This is a genomic window from Marinilabilia salmonicolor JCM 21150 (assembly GCF_000259075.1).
Classification (GTDB): domain Bacteria; phylum Bacteroidota; class Bacteroidia; order Bacteroidales; family Marinilabiliaceae; genus Marinilabilia; species Marinilabilia salmonicolor.
Window position 1 is genome coordinate 267626 of the sequence record NZ_AJKI01000031.1, and the last position, 18884, is coordinate 286509.

Sequence of the window (18884 nt, forward strand, 5' to 3'; positions counted from 1 at the left end):
AAGAGTTGAAATCCTGCGTCGGACCAAAATTATCAGATACTTTGATAAAGCAAACCCATAATGGTTTAACAAAAGAGCAAAAAAACCCTTCAATGCCCTCCTTTCCGGCTGTTAGTATCGCACTACATAATGCTGCCTGGTACATTCCTTCCGGAAAAACACAATCCCTATCCGGTATAAATCCATTGACACCGTCACGTCAGGGTGATGCGAAATCTCATGCCACGCCTTCTCCATATCCGGAGACCAGTGAATGTCATCAAAAACAAAAACGGAGTTGTTATGACTCTTTTTCAAACACATTTCAAAGTATTGCATTGTGTTTTGGTATTGATGATCACCATCGAGAAACGCAAAATCCAAAAATTCCATTTCATCAAGCACCGATGGTAGATATTCTTTAAAAGAGCCATTGCGTAGCGTCACATTTCCAACGTCAGTCATTTCAAAAAGACTTGCAGCCACTCGCTGCAAGGCCTCATTTCCATCAATACTAAAAATCTTTGCCCGGGAAGATGGCAGAGCCATATAAAGTGTTGCCATCCCGGTTCCGGTTCCCAACTCCAGAATATTATGGCATTCCAGCTTATTCACCAATCTGAATATAAGTTTGCCGTATTTATCAGGAATACTTCCCTGAGCTGTAAGTTTACGGATACTCTTTTTGTTGCCTGAAACAACAGAGGGCATTCCCAATGTATCCACATTAACCCGCTGTTTATTTCTCAGCAACATCCTTCTTGCGGCATCAATCTTCTCAAAAGCATAAAAAGGATGGGATTCCCAAAAAAGTTCGCGAACCAGATAAAACACAAACGGAGAATGTATGCCAAACCCTTTGTAGTATCGGGCATTTATCAGATACAACAACCAGGATTTTATACGGTAAGAAAGAAGATGAGTGTTCAATGTTAAAACTTAAAATAACTATAAAATCAAGACTTCAAAGATTGCAAATAATGAAACATTTACCAAACAGACTTTAAGACGGAAACTGATATTCTGATGTTATCCTTTTTCCTGAGCAAAAATCCAGAGAAAGTCACTGATCCCATCATGAAGATTAACAATGGAATTGAGTTCATACGAATCAAATATGATACTGTCACCCTGTTTAAGAATAAATGGCTTCCCACGCAGATCAATCTCTATAGCACCGGTTAACACATGGCAAAATTCCTGCGCTCTCCGAGACCCCTCCACCAACCCCTGACAGGTGCCCCGGTTTTCGAGCCTTACCATATAGGGCTCTATGCTTTGAGAGGGACTGTAATGTGTAAGCATAAACAGAGAAGCGCCCCACTCGGTTTGCTTTACCAGTTTTCGTTCGCTAAAACTCATAAATGGATTGTGAGAAAGGTTTTCCTGCTCACCAATCAATGTTCCAACCGATGAATTCAGTGCTACCGCAATATTCTTCAATGTATGCAACGATGGATAGGTTTTACCGTGCTCTATTTGCGACAAAAGACTGAGACTTGCCCCGGAAGCCTTACTCAGTCCACTAAGAGTAAGGCCAACAGCCTCTCTTCTTTGCTTTATTCTCTTTCCCAATTTATCCATAAGAAGATACTTAAATGATGATTGCAAAAATAACGGTTTTTTTGACTTAGCTATACAATCACACACGAAAAGTTTAACTATACTGAAACTCCCGCCTCTTTGCCCATATCAAAACACCTCTGCCGAAAACCGCTTACCACACTATATTTCAGAGCTTTTAATGCATTAATTCAACATCAAAACTTCTTTGTGGCAAAAAATCATAGTTAAATTATACTAAATATATTTCATCAACAACTTTTTTTTATATCATTGCATTCGAAACACAAAAGACTCAACAAATGAATGTTTCATCAGGAAGATAAAAGTTTACTGAAACTGAAACCAAAAACAAACAAATATGAGCGACTTAATCAAAAAAATTAAAGAGAAAAAGGTTGATCTGCCGGAGAATGTACTGGATGTTCTTGAGAACTGCAAAGCTGTGCATTTTTTCAATACGACAGATGAACTTGTGGAAGCCGCTACCAATGGCCAAAAAGAATACGAAGTAAAGTATGACATTCCCGGCAAAGGCGAATACGTGGAAGCAGTTGTTCAAAAGGTAAAGAACGGAATATCTGCAAATTACACGGAAGCATACATGAGAAGACGCGACCCGGGAACCATGGTCATTGCCGACGATCAACCTACTGATAAAACACGCTTTAAGGACAAATACAAATATGACTTCCCCAGCCTGCAAGAGGAGACTTTTGCCTGGCTAAAAGAGCAGGAACTTGCAGTATTTTTCTACTTTGCCGGACGCGCAGGCATTGGATCTCTTGGAATTGCAATAGCTCCGGCCAATGCAGGATTTTTTGCACTGGGACTGGCAATGCTTCAGGAACATGTTTCACTGGAAGAGTTAAAACAGGGAGATGAAATTAAATCTTCCATTTTTGTAGCTCCTGTTTTCAGACACACCCATTTCGAGGGGAAGCAGGTGGTAGTGCATAACCGCACTGAGAAAGTTCATGAGCTCTACTCCTACAATTTATACCCGGGCCCCAGTGCAAAAAAGGGTCTGTACGGTGTTCTGCTGACGCAGGGTGAAAAAGAAGGATGGATAACTGCCCATTGTTCAGCGGTGCAGTCCGTAAGTCCTTATGACAACCTCACGACATTAATGCACGAGGGGGCCAGCGGAGGCGGAAAGAGTGAACTCCATCAGCACATTGTGCGGGAACATGACGGACGTGTACTCATTGGAACAAATACCACCACCGGAGAGAAAAGATATATTTCCATCCCAAGATTCTGTTCTTTCACACCGGTGGCTGATGACATGGCCTTTTGCCACCCCGACGTTCAGGAGGATGACGGGAAACTGCGGATTGTTGATGCCGAAAATGCATGGTTTGTCAGAGTTGACAGTGTAAACAAATATGGTGATGATCCATTTCTGGAAGAAAAAACCATTAATCCTTCAATGCCATTATTGTTCTTAAACATTGATACAAAGCCGGAATCAACGGCATTAATCTGGGACCATATTGAGGATGAACCTGGTGTCAAGTGCCCTAATCCAAGAGTAATATTACCACGCAAAAGTGTTGAGGATGCCATTGAAGGTGAAGTAGCTGTAGATATTCGAAGCTTCGGACTCAGAACGACACGTTGCACCAAGGAAGATCCAAGCATTGGCATTGTAGGTATGTTCCATATTTTACCTCCTGCTATTGCATGGCTGTGGCGTTTGGTTGCTCCCCGGGGACTCAAGAACCCCAGTATCGTGGGCACCGGAAAAATGCAAAGTGAGGGTGTTGGATCCTACTGGCCTTTTGCCACAGGTAGAATGGTCACACATGCCAACCTGCTTTTGAAACAAATCACGGATACACCAAGAACCACCTTCACTTTGGTGCCAAACCAAAATATTGGTGCATGGGAAGTTGGATTTAAGCCTCAGTTGCTAATGCGAGAATACCTGACTCGTCGTGGAGCAGCACGTTTCAGAGAGGATCAATATCAGGAAGCACGTTGCCCGCTATTGGGATATGAATTAAATCACCTGACCATCGAAAGTTCCAAGATTCCTTCCAGGTTCCTGAAAGTTTACAATCAGCCTGAAGTTGGAATTGAGGGATATGATGCCGGTGCGGAGATGTTGAAAAGCTTTTTCAAAGAAGAACTTCAAAAATACCTAACACCAGATCTGCACCCTACCGGTCGTAAAATTATTGAAGCTTGTTTGAACGATGCAAGCATAGAAGAGTACAACGAGATTGTACCGATGAGTTTTGAATATGGATATTCCTTTAATAAAATTGACAACCATGAGTAAAGCAGTAATCATAATGGGTTCCAAAGCCGACTTGGAATGGGCTCAAAGAATTTCTGAAAGCCTGACAAAATTCGACGTTGAATCAGTGCTATATGTGGCCTCGGCGCACAAGGTTCCATTGGAATGCTACAAAATTATAAAAGAAGAGGAAAAGAACAATCCGGTTTTCATCACCATTGCGGGAATGAGCAATGCCCTTAGCGGATTCAGTGATGCTCAAACACACTGTCCGGTAATAGCCTGCCCTCCGACAAGCAGTTCATTTGCGGGATCCGACATCTACTCGAGCCTCAGAATGCCTTCAGGAGTGGCTCCACTGGTAATTCTGAGTCCGGAAAATGCAGCTCTGGCCACCGCAAAAATATTCGGCATTTCCAATGAAAACATCCGGCAAAAGGTGGTTGAATTTCAGGAAAAACAAAGGCAAAAGCTAAAAGAAGACAATGCTTCTCTTTCCTGAATAAATAGTGTTTGTCCATAAACTAAACGTTTTTCACGTGTTTGAAATAGAAAGTTCAGACTCAATGCATGTAAAAAACCTAAACTACAGAATACTACTGTATTTGAGGATTTAGATTTTGAGCAACAACCCAGAAGTTGGACTTTAAAGACAAACACCAAATAGTGCCCGTCTATAAAGTCGGGAAAAATTGCAATTGGAACTGTGTCGGTTCAGAATGTTGGGTTTGCAAGGCTTGGCATTCCCGAAAATGCGGAGTTTACCTGAGTAAATGAGTACTTTTCGGGAATGGCATAACGAAGCAAACGTGACTTTATGAACAGACACAAAATCGGGACCAAAAAACATCCATGAGGCACAACGTCTGGGACATCAACATCTCTGACCTGCCTCATGGATTTGTTTTTTATAAAACCTGACCGATTACAACTCATTCAGGAAAGTATTACCTTTGCACCTCAAAAGTTTTTAACGCTTTTTTTCAAAAGCAATTTTGAACAAAACCAACTATGCAAACAGGAAAAGCAATCCAGCACGCAGCAAGATTAATCCGGGAAGGAAAACTTGTTGCTTTTCCAACAGAAACAGTTTACGGACTAGGAGCCAATGCATTTAATCCGGATGCGGTGGCCAATATATTCAGGCTCAAGGAACGCCCTTCCTTTGACCCGTTAATTGTTCACGTAGCCAATCTTGAACAGGCCGCCTCATTAAGCAAACACTCTGACGACCGGATTCGTCTTTTGGCAGAAAAATTCTGGCCCGGACCGCTAACCATTGTTGTAGAAAAAAATGAAAGGGTACCGGACATTGTAACATCAGGGCTCAACACTGTCGGGATTCGCATGCCAGACCATCCGCTTGCACTCCGGTTGATTTCGGAAGCCCAAACCCCCATTGCAGCACCCAGCGCCAATAAATTTGGAAGAATAAGTCCCACCAGAGCTGAACATGTGGCAAATCAATTGCCCGATGTGCCATATATTATTGATGGCGGACCAACAACTGTGGGTATTGAGTCGAGCGTAATACGGTTGCACGACGATGGATTCGTAATGCTCAGACCCGGAGCAGTAAGCAGTGAAGAAATCAAAAAAGTAATTCCTGAATCTCATATCCGGATAGAAAAAGAAGACGAATTTCACTCCCCCGGCCAGATAAAATCACATTACAGTCCACAAAAATCAATGTTTCTCGGAATATCAGATTTCAATGACTCAGACCTGAGCAATGGAGGTCTGATAGCTTGGGGAACCCCGGAATATGCCTCAAAATTCAAAAAAGTTGAATACTTATCAAAAACCCGTAACTCTGAAGAGGCTGCCATCAATCTCTTTAATGCGCTGCACACGATGGAAGCAGCAGACGTGGAATTCATTATTGCAGATACTGTTCCCGAAGAAGGAATCGGTATTGCCATCATGGACAGGTTAAAAAAAGCAGCCTACAGGCACCGCAATAACGCATCATAATTAATATTTCCATCACTATCCGAGTTGTATCCAATAGCACATCTAAATATTTTTAAGGTTTTTTGTCAAAAATCCTTATTTTTTTATAACTTGCCCTCAATATTGTGCTAATGCATTACAATTTATCAAAATTTCAAACCCAAAATTCACTTAAACTATGAAAAAGCTATTTTTCATTGCCATCGTGTTTGGCCTAATGTCATGTGCCGGACAATCAGGAAAAGACAACAAAACTGAAGAAGCTGTAGAAGAAACCACTGAAAGCGTTTCCGAAGCTGCTGAGGATGCTGCTGCCGAAGCAGAAGATGTTGCAGAAGACGCCGCAGATGCTGCAAAAGACGCAACAGAAGAAGTTAGTGAAGCAGCCGAAGATGCTGCCGACGCTGCAAAAGAAACTGCTGAAGACGTTGCTGACGCAGCTGAAGAAGGAGCTGACAAGCTAAAAGACGAAGCTGAGAAGCTGTAATACAGAATTTTCATTCCTACGAATTAAGAGGTTGCCTGAACAGCAGCCTCTTTTTTACGTAATTTATTGCATCATTTTTCATGGTGAAACACGCTTAAGTAGCTTCATCATTTGTTTCAAATCAAGGTTTCTTCTATTTTTGAGCTCAGAATATGTCTGATCTCTCTACACATAATATCATGTACCTGCCGGGGGTAGGCCCAAAGAAAGCAGAGATTCTGAAAAAAGAACTAAAAATAGTCTCTTTTGAGGATTTGCTTTATCATTTCCCGTATCGCTATGTTGACCGTAGCAGGTTTTACAGCATCCGCGAAATAAGCGGGGATATGCCATACATCCAGGTAAAAGGAAAAATCACTTCATTGAAGCTCGCCGGAGAAAGCAGAGGCAAACGTATGGTTGGCACTTTCACCGACGGTACGGGCACGCTGGAACTGGTATGGTTCAAAGGCCTGAAGTACCTCAAAGAACAAATAAAACCCAACGAAACCTATATTTTATTCGGAAAACCATCCAGATTCAACAACACTATAAATGTAGTGCATCCTGAACTGGACAAAGAGCAAAACGGAAAAGTTCAGTTCTTTGCAGGACTTCAGCCATTTTACAATACCACCGAGAAGATGAAAAGCAGTTACCTCGGTTCCCGTGCAATGTTCAAACTGGTACAAAACGCTTTTCAAACATACAATTCAGTCATCCCCGAAACACTCCCGGCCCGTATTGTGGAACAACTCAGGTTGATGAATATTAACCAGGCATTACGACACATACATATGCCACCCGACGCGGAAACACTTCAAAAAGCATCATTCCGTCTGAAGTTTGAGGAGCTTTTTTACATTCAACTAAACATCCTCAGGTTACGCAATCAGCGCACTTTCAACCTGAAAGGACACGTTTTTGCCACCGTAGGTCAACACCTCAATCGTTTCTATGCCGAAAACCTTCCCTTCGAACTTACCAACGCCCAAAAACGCGTCATTAAAGAGATACGTCGCGACATGGGGAGTGGTCATCAAATGAATCGGTTACTACAGGGAGACGTGGGAAGCGGAAAAACACTGGTTGCCCTCATGGTAATGCTGATAGCCATCGACAACAATTATCAGGCCTGCATTATGGCTCCCACCGAAATTCTGGCGACTCAGCACTTCGAAAGCATCACGGAAATGCTTATGGGAATGGATATTCAGGTAGGAATACTAACTGGCTCCACAAAAAAAACTGCCAGAGAAGAGCTGCACGCCCGGCTGCAGTCAGGAGAACTTAACATACTGATTGGCACCCATGCGCTTATCGAAGATACAGTAAAATTCCACAATCTGGGTTTGGTGGTTATTGATGAGCAGCACCGCTTTGGCGTCGCTCAGCGGGCCCGTTTGTGGAAAAAAAACACCTCTCCACCTCATGTACTGGTAATGACAGCTACGCCCATTCCCAGAACCCTGGCAATGACAACCTACGGAGATCTTGAGGTGTCGGTAATCGATGAATTGCCCCCCGGACGAAAGCCTGTGGAAACGACACACACTTACCACAAGAAACGACTGGGAATCAATAAATTTGTCAAGGAGCAGATAGATGCAGGTCGCCAGGTGTATGTAGTCTATCCACTCATTGAAGAATCCGAAAAAATGGATTTTCAGAACCTGACGGATGGATTTGAATACATAAAAAGTGTATTTCCCAACAACAAGGTTTCGATGGTTCATGGTAAAATGAAACCGGCTGATAAAGATGCCGCCATGCAGGAATTTGCCTCTGGAAAGTCCCAGATTCTCGTATCCACCACGGTAATTGAGGTGGGAGTTAATGTTCCCAACGCTTCTGTAATGATTATCGAAAGTGCAGAACGCTTTGGACTATCACAACTTCATCAGCTTCGTGGACGCGTAGGAAGAGGTGCCGATCAAAGCTATTGCATCCTGATGACCGGATATAAACTTTCGGCAGAGACCCGAAAACGTATGGAGATTATGACCGCTACAAATGACGGCTTTGAAATAGCCGAAGCCGACATGAGACTTCGTGGCCCTGGCGATCTGGAAGGGACACAACAATCGGGACTTCCCTTTGAGTTAAAAATTGCCAACCTGGCCAAGGACACCCGCATTCTTCAAATGGCGCGCAATGTAGCGTCAGACATCCTAAAAGATGACCCTCTTTTGGATAAACACGATAGCGCAATGCTGCGTCGCCAGCTTAAAAAACTGGCACAACAAAAGATGAACTGGGCGATGATTAGTTGAAAAAAACAATACAGAAAAAATTCCTCAATATAAAATCGTCTAAATTATCTCACCTACCTCCTGCTATTGCTCAATCCTACAAGATGTTAAATGTTATTTTAATTTGTTCTAAACAAAAAATAGAACCACTCACTATCCAATCATCCCCAATTATATACATTTGTGCCGCACAAGGGGTATAAAACATGTCAGAAAACAAGCAAATAGAACATCAGGGGATTGTAGAACAATCTGATGGTGAGCGCGCAACAGTGAGAATACTAAGTCAGTCGGCTTGTGCCTCATGTCATGCCAAAGGCGTTTGCACTGCTGCAGATCTTCAGGAAAAACTGATTGATGCATCGTGCGACCGTCCTTTTAAGCACGGAGACCGCGTCACATTGGTGGGCGAAAGCAGGCTGGGGTTACAGGCAGCCTGGTGGGCGTATATTCTGCCGTTGTTTCTGATACTGGCCACCCTCATCACCACCTTCACACTTACCAACAATGAAAACCTTGCCGGCCTTCTGGCTTTAGGAATAATGGTCCCCTACTTTCTAATCCTCAGGTTATTTAACCACAAGTTTTTTAAAACGTTTTCTTTTACCATAAAACCATCTACGGAGTAGTGTTATGAGTATTGTTTTGATTACCATATTGACACTGGCCGGCCTGGGCGCATTGGCTGCAGTGATACTTTATCTGGCTTCCCAGAAATTTAAAGTCTTCGAAGATCCCCGCATCGACAAAGTTGAAGAAGCCCTTCCGGCTGCAAATTGCGGTGGATGCGGTTTTCCCGGCTGTCGTGCCTTTGCGGAAGCATTGGTGAAAGCTGATGACATATCAGACCTTAACTGTCCGGTGGGAGGCCCCGATGTGATGTCCACCGTTGCTGAAATTCTTGGCAAAGAAGTAAGCAAAGCCGACCCTATGGTGGCAGTGGTTCGCTGCAACGGGACATGTGAAAACAGGCCACGTCTCAACGATTATGAAGGTGCAACTTCCTGTGCCGTGGCAGCCGCTCTTTATGGCGGAGAAACAGGATGTTCCTACGGATGCTATGGTCTGGGTGATTGTGTGGAAGCATGTGACTTTGAGGCCATGTATATGGATGAAGAGACCGGACTTCCGGTTATCATTGAAGACAACTGTGTGGCATGTGGCGCTTGTGTGGATGCCTGCCCCAAAGACATCATCGAACTTCGCAAAAAAGGCCCCAAGAGCCGTCGGATTTTTGTCAGCTGTGTAAATCAGGACAAGGGAGCAGTGGCTAAAAAAGCCTGCGACGTAGCCTGCATCGGATGCGGAAAATGTGCGAAAGTTTGTCCGTTCGACGCCATCACTATCGAAAACAACCTTGCATACATCGATTACGACAAATGTCGTTTGTGCCGGAAGTGTGTTCCTGTTTGTCCCACCAATGCCATTCATGAAATAAACTTTCCTCCTCCGAAACCAAAACCGGCTAAAGAAGAGGAACCGGCCAACACACCCGCTAGCAGTAATTAATCTGGATGTTCATTTAAAAGAAATATCACCGTGCTTAAAACATTTTCCATAGGAGGAATTCATCCGGCCGACCGCAAGATATCTGCCGATAAAAGCATTGAGGTGCTTCCTCTGCCCAAACGAGTGGTGGTACCTGTGGCCCAACACATAGGGGCTCCGGCCAAAACTGAAGTCAAAAAAGGCGATCTGGTAAAAGCAGGACAGGTCATTGCCAAATCCGGTGGTTTTGTATCAGCCAATATTCACTCTCCTGTATCAGGTAAAGTATTCAAACTCGACGAAGTTGTGGATGCTTCAGGCTACAGAAAACCAGTTGTCATAATTGACGTGGAAGATGACGAGTGGGAAGAATCCATTGATCGCTCAGAAACATTAAAAACCGAAATAACCATTTCTTCTGAAGAAATTGTGAAAAAAGTGGGAGAAATGGGAATCGTTGGAATGGGAGGAGCTACTTTTCCTGCCCATGTCAAACTGGCCCCTCCCCCGGGAAAAAAATGTGAAGTACTCATTATCAACGGAGTGGAGTGCGAACCATTTTTGACCAGCGATCACCGTGTAATGCTGGAAAAAGGGGATGAACTCATCGTTGGCATCAGGATACTGATGAAAGCGCTCAAAGTGGACCGTGCGGTTATTGGCATCGAAAACAACAAACCGGATGCCATCAAACACCTGAGTCAGTTAGCTGATAAAGAACAAGGCATCGAAGTTCAACCACTGAAAGTGCAATACCCCCAGGGAGGAGAGAAACAACTTATTGACGCCGTCACCGGACGTCAGGTTCCCTCCGGAAAATTGCCCATTGAAGTAGGTGCAGTAGTTCACAACGTGGGCACCACACTGGCTGTTTATGAAGCTGTTCAAAAAAATAAACCTCTTATAGAACGGGTTGTAACCGTTACCGGACCCGGCGTTAGCAAACCATCCAACTTTCTGGCACGCATCGGAACTCCCGTTAGTCAACTCATTGAAGCTGCAGGCGGCCTTCCCGACAATACAGGAAAGGTTATTGGTGGCGGCCCCATGATGGGAAAGGCATTGTCGAATCTGGAAGTACCTGTCACCAAAGGAAGTTCAGGAATCCTGGTTTTCCCGCACGAAGAAGCACACCGCAAACCAATGGAAAACTGTATCCGGTGCGGAAAGTGTGTGTCAGTATGTCCAATGGGGCTGGAACCCTACCTCCTGATGATTGAGACAGAAAAAGAGTTGCTCGACCGAGCCGAAAGCGACAATATCATGGACTGTATAGAGTGCGGATCATGCAGCTTTACATGCCCCGCCACCCGGCCACTGCTGGATTACATCCGACTTGGAAAAGGGAAAGTGGGACAAATCATCCGAAACAGAAACTAATACAAAGCATCATATAAAATGAATCAAAAATTAGTTGTATCTCCATCCCCGCATGTACACAGTGGCGACTCTGTGTCCAAAAACATGTATGGAGTAATCATCGCACTCATTCCGGCGTTGCTGGCATCTTTGTGGTATTTTGGCATCGGGGCCCTGATCGTGACACTAACTGCCATTGCAGCCTGTGTCCTTTTTGAATGGGTAATTCAGAAATACCTGATGAAAGCCACGCCATCAATCTCTGATGGTTCTGCGGCATTAACCGGATTGTTACTGGCATTCAATTTGCCCACAAACATTCCCATCGGACTCATTATCATCGGTGCTGCCGTTGCTATTGGCATTGGAAAAATGTCTTTTGGCGGTTTGGGAAACAACCCCTTTAACCCGGCACTGGTAGGACGCGTATTTCTTCTTATATCATTCCCGGTACAAATGACCAGCTGGCCGGTTCCTGTAGCATCACGTTTTCAATATCTGGATGCCACAACCGGCGCAACCCCCTTATCAGTAATGAAAGAAGGCTTGTCTTCAGGTGCCTCATTTTCTGAAATAATGTCAGAAATTCCATCCTACCTCAATCTCTTCATGGGAAATATGGGAGGTAGTGCCGGTGAGGTCGCCGGAATTGCTTTGGTACTGGGAGGTCTTTACCTTTTGGTACGAAAAATCATCACCTGGCATATACCGGTGAGTGTACTTGGGTCCATTGCTGTTTTTACAGCCATCCTTCACTTTTCCAATCCTGATGATTATGCAGGACCACTGTTTCACATTCTCACAGGAGGTGTTTTACTGGGCGCCTTTTTCATGGCCACCGACTACGTAAGTTCTCCAATGTCGAGAAAAGGAATGTTGCTCTATGGAGTCGGTATTGGCGTAATAACAGTTCTCATCAGGGTTTATGGATCTTATCCGGAAGGGGTTTCATTTGCCATTCTCATCATGAATGCGTTTGTTCCTCTGATTGACAGGTACATGAAACCAAAGCGATTTGGAGAAAAAATAAAAGCAGCAAAAGTTCAAAAACAATAAACAGGACGTATTGTATGGGCAAGAAAGAATCAACACTCCCCAATATGGCAATAACGCTGATTATCATCACCATGATTGCAGGCGGCTCATTGGGATACATATACAAACTGACTTCCGGCCCCATTGCTGTGGCCAAGGAGCAGAAACAACAGGAAGCTATCCGTTTGGTAGTTCCGGAATTTGACAACAATCCGACACAGGAGATGTATAAGATCGCTGCAGATGGAGGTGACTCGCTAAATGTATTCCCGGCCAAAAAAGATGGCATCAATGTGGGAGTCGCCATTGAGAGTGTTAGTCATAAAGGCTTCAGCGGTGATGTAAAGATCATGGTAGGCATTCTTCCTGATGGCACCATCAGCAACTATGCCGTGCTGGAGCATAAAGAAACACCCGGCCTGGGAACAAAAATGGTCACCTGGTTTAAGCCATCTGACAATGCGGAGGCAGGAGCTTCCGGTAATGCATTTGCCAACTGGCTTTTCGGCATAAAAAGTGATACGGGGGGCGGCAATACCAGCATTGTAGGTGTGGATCCATCTGAAACCAACCTTACCGTATCAAAAGACGGTGGAGACATCGATGCCATCACAGCAGCTACCATTAGTTCAAGAGCTTTTCTGGATGCCGTGCAAAAAGCATGGGCCACATACAACAAAAATGCAGATGCATACAGCTCTGCCACCATAAAAAACAATGACGCTCAGGAAGGAGGTGCCCAATGAATCAATGGAAAAATTTCACAAAAGGATTCTTCAAAGACAACCCGGTATTTGTAATGTTGCTGGGTATGTGCCCCACGCTGGGGGTTACCTCATCGGCTGTTAACGGTTTGGGAATGGGACTGGCCACCACATTTGTACTGGTCATGTCAAACATCGTTGTAGCATTGGTAAAGGATTTCATCCCCGATAAGGTCAGGATTCCGGCATTTATTGTCATCATCGCATCATTTGTAACCATTGTGGAAATGGTCATGCAGGCCTACATACCGGCTCTTTTCGAAGCATTGGGCCTTTTCATTCCACTGATTGTGGTAAACTGTCTGGTACTGGGACGTGCCGAGGCTTTTGCCTCCAAAAATGCACTTGGATCTTCCATTGTTGACGGTCTTGGAATGGGACTTGGATTCTCCATGGCCCTGACAATGCTGGGAGCAATCAGAGAACTTTTGGGTAGCGGTAAAATTTTTGGTATTTCTCTCTTTGCAGAGAGTTACGGGATGCTGATTTTCGTTCTCGCCCCCGGAGCTTTTATTGCGTTGGGTTACCTGACTGCTTTCATCAATAAAGTACGCAAAGCCTGAAGAAGTCAATAGTACATAGTTTTTAGTCAGTAGTTGATAAAAAGAATATATCATGACTTATTTTATCATTATCATATCAGCCATATTTGTCAACAATATTGTGCTGAGTCAATTCCTGGGAATTTGTCCTTTCCTGGGGGTTTCCAAGAAAATATCCACCGGAATCGGGATGACCGGTGCGGTAACTTTTGTAATGGTTATTGCCACCATCGTTACCTATTTTATTCAGGAACTTATTCTTGAGCAATTCAACATCACATTTCTGCAAACCATCTCCTTTATTCTGGTCATTGCAGCACTGGTACAACTCGTTGAAATAGTTCTTAAAAAAGTAAGTCCTCCGCTTTATCAGGCGCTGGGGGTTTTCCTTCCACTGATCACAACCAACTGTGCCATTCTGGGGGTAGCCATCATGACTGTTAGCCGTGACTACAATCTGGTGGAAGCAGTCATTTTCTCCGGCTCCTCGGCCTTAGGCTTTGGACTGGCGCTTGTTACCTTTGCAGGTATTCGTGAACAACTTGACCTGGTAAATATTCCCAAAGGAATGCAGGGAGCACCTATTGCTCTGGTAGTTGCCGGATTGCTGGCTATGGCCTTTATGGGTTTTGCAGGAATGGTTTAAAAAAAGTCTGTTTTTTAAGAAACATATAAAAGCTTGCAGCGTAAACTCCTTTGCAAGCTTTTTTTGTACGCAAAATGATGTAAATTTGCGGAAACACTCAGAATTTCGAAACAGATAAGAAGGGAAAGAGAATGACTACCAGGAATCAACTCAGAACATTTAAGTTTTTATCGGGAAGTGCTTTATTGCTGGCTGCAGTTTTTGCATGGGGCCTGTTTACCTATTCAGCTGAGCCTGAAAAGCAGCCAACAGAAGCTGATCCCACGCATTTTGAACAATTCCAGAGCGAATACAATATATTCTCTCTGCCCGTACCCAATAATCCCACTTTTGCAGGCGAAGCGGTTCCCATCGAGCGAACTTACATCCGCGAAAGCCTGGATCGTGAATTGCTTGTCAACACCTACTGGCAGTCACAAACCTTACTTTTCATCAAGCGGGCAGCTAAATATTTCCCATCCATTGAACCCATCCTGAAGGAAGAGGGAGTTCCGGAAGATTTCAAATATCTGGCACTGGCAGAAAGTGCCCTGATTCTCCGGGCAGTATCACCTGCAGGAGCAGCTGGCCCATGGCAGTTCATGAAAGGAGCTGGCAACGACTACGGACTGGAAATTAACAGTCAGGTGGACGAAAGATACCACCTGGAAAAAGCAACCCGGGCAGCAAGCAGATTCCTGAAGAGCAGCTACGAAAAATTCGGAAGCTGGACGCTGGCAGCAGCAGCTTACAATGCAGGGAGAAGCCATGTCATCAGACAACTGGATCGGCAACAAACCAACAACTACTACGATCTTTTGCTCAACGAAGAAACGGGCCGCTACGTTTATCGGATTATCGCAATCAAAGAGATTCTGGAAGACCCTGAGAGTTACGGATTCCATGTTAAAGAAAGAGATCTTTATCATATGGAACCCACCTACACGGTAGAAATAGACAGTGCAGTCAGCAATTTTGCCACCTTTGCAGCAGAATTCGGACTTTCCTACAAAGAATTGAAAGATCTGAATCCCTGGCTTCGTGACGACCACCTAACAAATTCCAGAGGGAAAACGTACGAAATAAAAATCCCAGAAAAAGGTGCTTTTTTACGAAGTGACTTCCAAAAAACAGGAACTTCTGCATCTGAACTGGATGAAGAGACCCAACAATAATCGTTTTTACAACCAAATTAACCTACCTTATACATAGTGCTTGCCCGAAAAGTCCAATTTCTGCGTCACGCCCTTTCTGAAAACAGTTATTTACCAAAATAAACGCCTTGATTTTCAGAAAGGCCAAGCCTTGAACTTGAACTTTTCAAATCAAGCTCTCAGAAAAACCATAGTTTTATTGCTGGCACTACATAATATCAACAACACATTTAAATACAGATAGTTGATTTATGTATTTCTCTAAAAGGAATACATAATGTTGTTGCGTTTTTTAAGGCCGAAGGTCTTTAAGCAATAGCCTGGGGCAACGCCCCAGGAAAATTGAAACACCCTCCCCCCTCTCATTATTGGTCGCGACGCGACAAATAATGAGAGGGGGGCATGAGGAATACCTCAAAACTCTGGGCTGTTGCTCTCAGGCTTTCAGCCTGTTTACATCGTACCTGTTTTATGTATAAGGTAGGTTAAAAATCCTTTTTTCCCCTATTTTTCTTTTGCTATCTTTGTAAGTTCCAAAAAATTGAAACGTGAAGACAGCAATAAACGACACATTACCCATAGAGAGCGACCTGGAGCAGATTGAAGTTTTGGGTGCCCGTGTACACAATCTTCAAAACATCGACATAACCATCCCCCGAAATGAGCTGGTAGTCATTACCGGCCTCAGCGGGAGCGGTAAATCTTCACTGGCCTTCGACACCATTTATGCCGAGGGCCAGCGCCGTTACATAGAGACGTTTTCGGCCTATGCCCGCCAGTTTCTGGGAGGAATGGAACGTCCTGATGTGGACAAAATCACGGGATTGAGTCCTGTCATATCCATAGAGCAAAAGACCACAGGCAAAAATCCACGATCCACCGTGGGAACAACCACTGAAATTTACGACTTTTTCCGTCTTCTTTATGCACGTGCCGGCGAAGCCATCTCGTACGAAACGGGCGAAAAAATGGTAAAATACACCGATCGCCAGATTATTGATCTGATTCTTTCAAGGTTTGAGGAGAAAGGAGTGTATATCTTAGCTCCAATGGTAAAAGGCCGAAAAGGTCATTACAAAGAGCTTTTCGAGCAAATCCGCAAGAAAGGATTCCTCAACGTACGTGTGGACGGGGAAATCAGAGAAATAAAGCACGGAATGAAGCTTGACCGCTACAAAAACCACTTTGTAGAGGTCGTCATTGACAAACTTAAAGTCTCTGACAAGGACAGGAAACGACTGGAAGAATCCGTGGCCCTGGCGATGAAACAGGGAAAAAACATAATGATGGTTCTGGACAAAGAGAGCGACCAACCCCGATATTTCAGTCGTCAGTTGATGTGTCCCACCACAGGAATCTCCTACAATGAGCCGGCCCCGCACAACTTTTCGTTCAACTCACCTCAGGGAGCCTGCCCCAAATGCAAAGGTTTAGGTTTTGTGGATGAAATAGACATCGAAAAAATCATCCCCGACGACAAGGTTTCCATCTACTCGGGAGGCATTGTCCCCTTGGGAAGGTATAAAAACAACCTGATTTTCTGGCAATTGGAAGCACTTGCCGAACGGCATGGCTTCAAACTGAAGAGTGCCATCAAAAACATTCCGGAGGAAGCACTGGATGAAATCCTTCACGGAACCACAGAACCATTAAAACTGAAAAACACCCCGCTGGGTACTTCATCCAATTACTCGCTGAGTTTTGACGGTGTAATCAGTTACATTCACAATCAACAATCGAACGACACTTCACAGAAAGCCCGGAAATGGGCCAATCAGTTTATTCGGAATACTGTGTGCCCGACCTGTAACGGACAACGCCTTAACAAAGAGGCCCTTCATTTTATGATTGACGGAAAAAACATTGCCGAAATCAGCAAAATGGATCTTAATGAACTCTACAGTTGGACCGAAGGGCTGGAAGGACGCCTCAGCAAAAAACAACAGGCAATAGCCACCGAAATCCTGAAAGAAATACGGTCACGACTCGGTTTTATGCTCGACGTAGGACTTGAGTACCTGGCCCTGAACCGCAGCGCGATGACCTTATCGGGCGGGGAAAGTCAGCGTATCCGGCTGGCCACTCAAATCGGATCGCAACTGGTCAATGTGCTTTACATACTGGATGAGCCCAGCATTGGCCTGCACCAACGCGACAATCACCGACTTATCGAGTCTCTAAAGCAGCTGAGAGATACCGGAAACTCCATTTTAGTCGTTGAGCACGATAAAGATATGATGATGGCTGCCGACTATGTAATTGATATGGGGCCACATGCCGGTCGTCATGGAGGTGAAGTGGTGGCCCAGGGAACTCCCATGGAGATACTGAACTCCAACTCGTTGACTGCCGATTATCTCAAGAAGGTAAAAGAGATTGCCATACCTGAAGAAAGGAGAACCGGCAACGGCCACCTTCTGACCATCAAGGGAACAACAGGAAACAACCTGAAAAATCTGACCGTCTCCTTCCCGCTTGGAACTTTCATCTGTGTGACAGGCGTTTCAGGCAGCGGAAAGTCAACCCTTATTAACGAAACACTTTATCCCATTCTCAATCAGCACATTTACAAATCGGTAAAAGATCCGCTTGCCTACAAGAAAGTGGAAGGGCTGGAATTTGTGGACAAAGTAGTTGATGTGGATCAGGCGCCATTAGGACGAACACCACGCTCGAACCCAGCCACCTACACAAAAATGTTTGACGACATCAGAAAACTATTTGCCGGTTTGCCTGAGGCTAAAATCAGAGCCTACAAACCAGGCAGGTTCTCCTTCAATGTGGCCGGAGGACGCTGTGAAACCTGTAAGGGAGGAGGCGTTCAGGTTATTGAGATGAACTTTCTTCCTGATGTTATGGTAGAGTGCCCCGACTGCAGGGGGAAGCGGTACAACCGAGAAACCCTGGAGGTAAGATACAAAGGGAAATCCATCAGCGATGTTTTGGATATGACCATCAATCAGGCGGTTGAATTCTTCGAAAACATCCCAAAACTTACCCCACGTTTAAAAGTGCTTCAGGAAGTTGGCCTGGGATACATCAAATTAGGCCAGCCTTCCACAACCTTATCTGGTGGAGAATCACAACGGGTTAAACTGGCTAGTGAACTGGCAAAGAAAGATACAGGAAAAACAGTATATATTCTTGACGAACCCACTACCGGTTTACATTTCGAAGACATACGTGTATTGCTCGATGTGCTAAACAAACTGGTATCCAGAGGGAATACCGTCATCGTGATTGAACACAATCTGGATGTGATAAAAACTGCTGACCACATTATTGACATCGGTCCTGAAGGTGGAGCCCGTGGAGGCGAACTCATCATCAGCGGCACACCCGAAAAGGTAGCCCAATGCAAGAAAAGTTTCACCGGACAATTTCTGAAGAAAGATGAGGGACTTTAATCCGTCAAAAAGCAGTTACACTTAACAATAGAATTTGTAGATTTGAGAATAG

General features: G+C 44.4%; 16 protein-coding genes. 14 read left to right on the forward strand and 2 right to left on the reverse strand.

Features of this window, described 5'->3' with window-relative positions; translation table 11 throughout:
- Nucleotides 1-111 precede the first annotated feature (111 nt).
- Together W7W_RS0115500 and W7W_RS0115505 are read right to left on the reverse strand one after the other, a co-directional pair.
- Nucleotides 112-867 carry an O-methyltransferase gene (locus W7W_RS0115500; protein WP_010664609.1) on the reverse strand — a complete coding sequence of 252 codons (756 nt, stop codon included), beginning with the start codon at nt 865-867 and terminating at the stop codon, nt 112-114.
- 141 nt (nt 868-1008) lie between these two features.
- Nucleotides 1009-1563 (reverse strand): helix-turn-helix domain-containing protein, encoded by a 555-nt coding sequence (locus W7W_RS0115505; RefSeq protein WP_157202496.1) that lies wholly within the window; start codon nt 1561-1563, stop codon nt 1009-1011.
- A gap of 340 nt (nt 1564-1903) precedes the next feature.
- Between W7W_RS0115505 and W7W_RS22325 the strand changes: the two genes are divergently transcribed.
- The 14 genes from W7W_RS22325 (at nt 1904) to uvrA (ending at nt 18832) form a co-directional block, all read left to right on the forward strand.
- Complete coding sequence (locus W7W_RS22325) at nt 1904-3829, forward strand: DUF4914 family protein (protein WP_010664611.1); 1926 nt, start codon at nt 1904-1906, stop codon at nt 3827-3829.
- Nucleotides 3822-4289, forward strand: coding sequence for an AIR carboxylase family protein (locus W7W_RS0115515; RefSeq protein ID WP_010664612.1), 468 nt, complete (start codon nt 3822-3824; stop codon nt 4287-4289). Before W7W_RS22325 ends, W7W_RS0115515 begins: the two co-directional genes overlap by 8 nt.
- A 509-nt stretch (nt 4290-4798) precedes the next feature.
- Entirely contained in the window at nt 4799-5761 is a 963-nt protein-coding gene (locus W7W_RS0115520) for an L-threonylcarbamoyladenylate synthase (protein WP_010664613.1), read from the forward strand.
- 157 nt (nt 5762-5918) lie between these two features.
- The gene (locus tag W7W_RS0115525; RefSeq protein ID WP_010664614.1) at nt 5919-6227 is read left to right on the forward strand and encodes a hypothetical protein; all 309 of its coding nucleotides are present in this window, start codon (nt 5919-5921) and stop codon (nt 6225-6227) included.
- A gap of 152 nt (nt 6228-6379) precedes the next feature.
- The gene (gene recG / locus W7W_RS0115530) at nt 6380-8479 is read left to right on the forward strand and encodes an ATP-dependent DNA helicase RecG (protein ID WP_029510633.1); all 2100 of its coding nucleotides are present in this window, start codon (nt 6380-6382) and stop codon (nt 8477-8479) included.
- Nucleotides 8480-8664: 185 nt separating this feature from the next.
- Entirely contained in the window at nt 8665-9087 is a 423-nt protein-coding gene (locus W7W_RS0115535; protein ID WP_010664616.1) for a SoxR reducing system RseC family protein, read from the forward strand.
- Between the two features lie 4 nt (nt 9088-9091).
- Complete coding sequence (locus tag W7W_RS0115540) at nt 9092-9967, forward strand: Fe-S cluster domain-containing protein (RefSeq protein WP_010664617.1); 876 nt, start codon at nt 9092-9094, stop codon at nt 9965-9967.
- A 30-nt stretch (nt 9968-9997) separates the two neighbouring features.
- Entirely contained in the window at nt 9998-11326 is a 1329-nt protein-coding gene (gene rsxC, locus W7W_RS0115545) for an electron transport complex subunit RsxC (RefSeq protein ID WP_010664618.1), read from the forward strand.
- 18 nt (nt 11327-11344) lie between these two features.
- Nucleotides 11345-12361 carry an RnfABCDGE type electron transport complex subunit D gene (locus W7W_RS0115550; RefSeq protein ID WP_010664619.1) on the forward strand — a complete coding sequence of 339 codons (1017 nt, stop codon included), beginning with the start codon at nt 11345-11347 and terminating at the stop codon, nt 12359-12361.
- 14 nt (nt 12362-12375) lie between these two features.
- Nucleotides 12376-13086: an RnfABCDGE type electron transport complex subunit G gene (locus W7W_RS0115555; protein ID WP_010664620.1), complete on the forward strand. Its 711-nt coding sequence runs from the start codon at nt 12376-12378 to the stop codon at nt 13084-13086.
- Nucleotides 13083-13667, forward strand: a complete 585-nt coding sequence (locus W7W_RS0115560) for an RnfABCDGE type electron transport complex subunit E (protein ID WP_010664621.1) — start codon at nt 13083-13085, stop codon at nt 13665-13667. Before W7W_RS0115555 ends, W7W_RS0115560 begins: the two co-directional genes overlap by 4 nt.
- Nucleotides 13668-13719: 52 nt before the next feature.
- Nucleotides 13720-14292: an electron transport complex protein RnfA gene (locus W7W_RS0115565; RefSeq protein ID WP_010664622.1), complete on the forward strand. Its 573-nt coding sequence runs from the start codon at nt 13720-13722 to the stop codon at nt 14290-14292.
- 131 nt (nt 14293-14423) lie between these two features.
- Complete coding sequence (locus tag W7W_RS0115570) at nt 14424-15446, forward strand: lytic transglycosylase domain-containing protein (RefSeq protein ID WP_010664623.1); 1023 nt, start codon at nt 14424-14426, stop codon at nt 15444-15446.
- A 527-nt stretch (nt 15447-15973) separates the two neighbouring features.
- Complete coding sequence (gene uvrA, locus W7W_RS0115575; protein ID WP_010664624.1) at nt 15974-18832, forward strand: excinuclease ABC subunit UvrA; 2859 nt, start codon at nt 15974-15976, stop codon at nt 18830-18832.
- Nucleotides 18833-18884 lie beyond the last annotated feature (52 nt).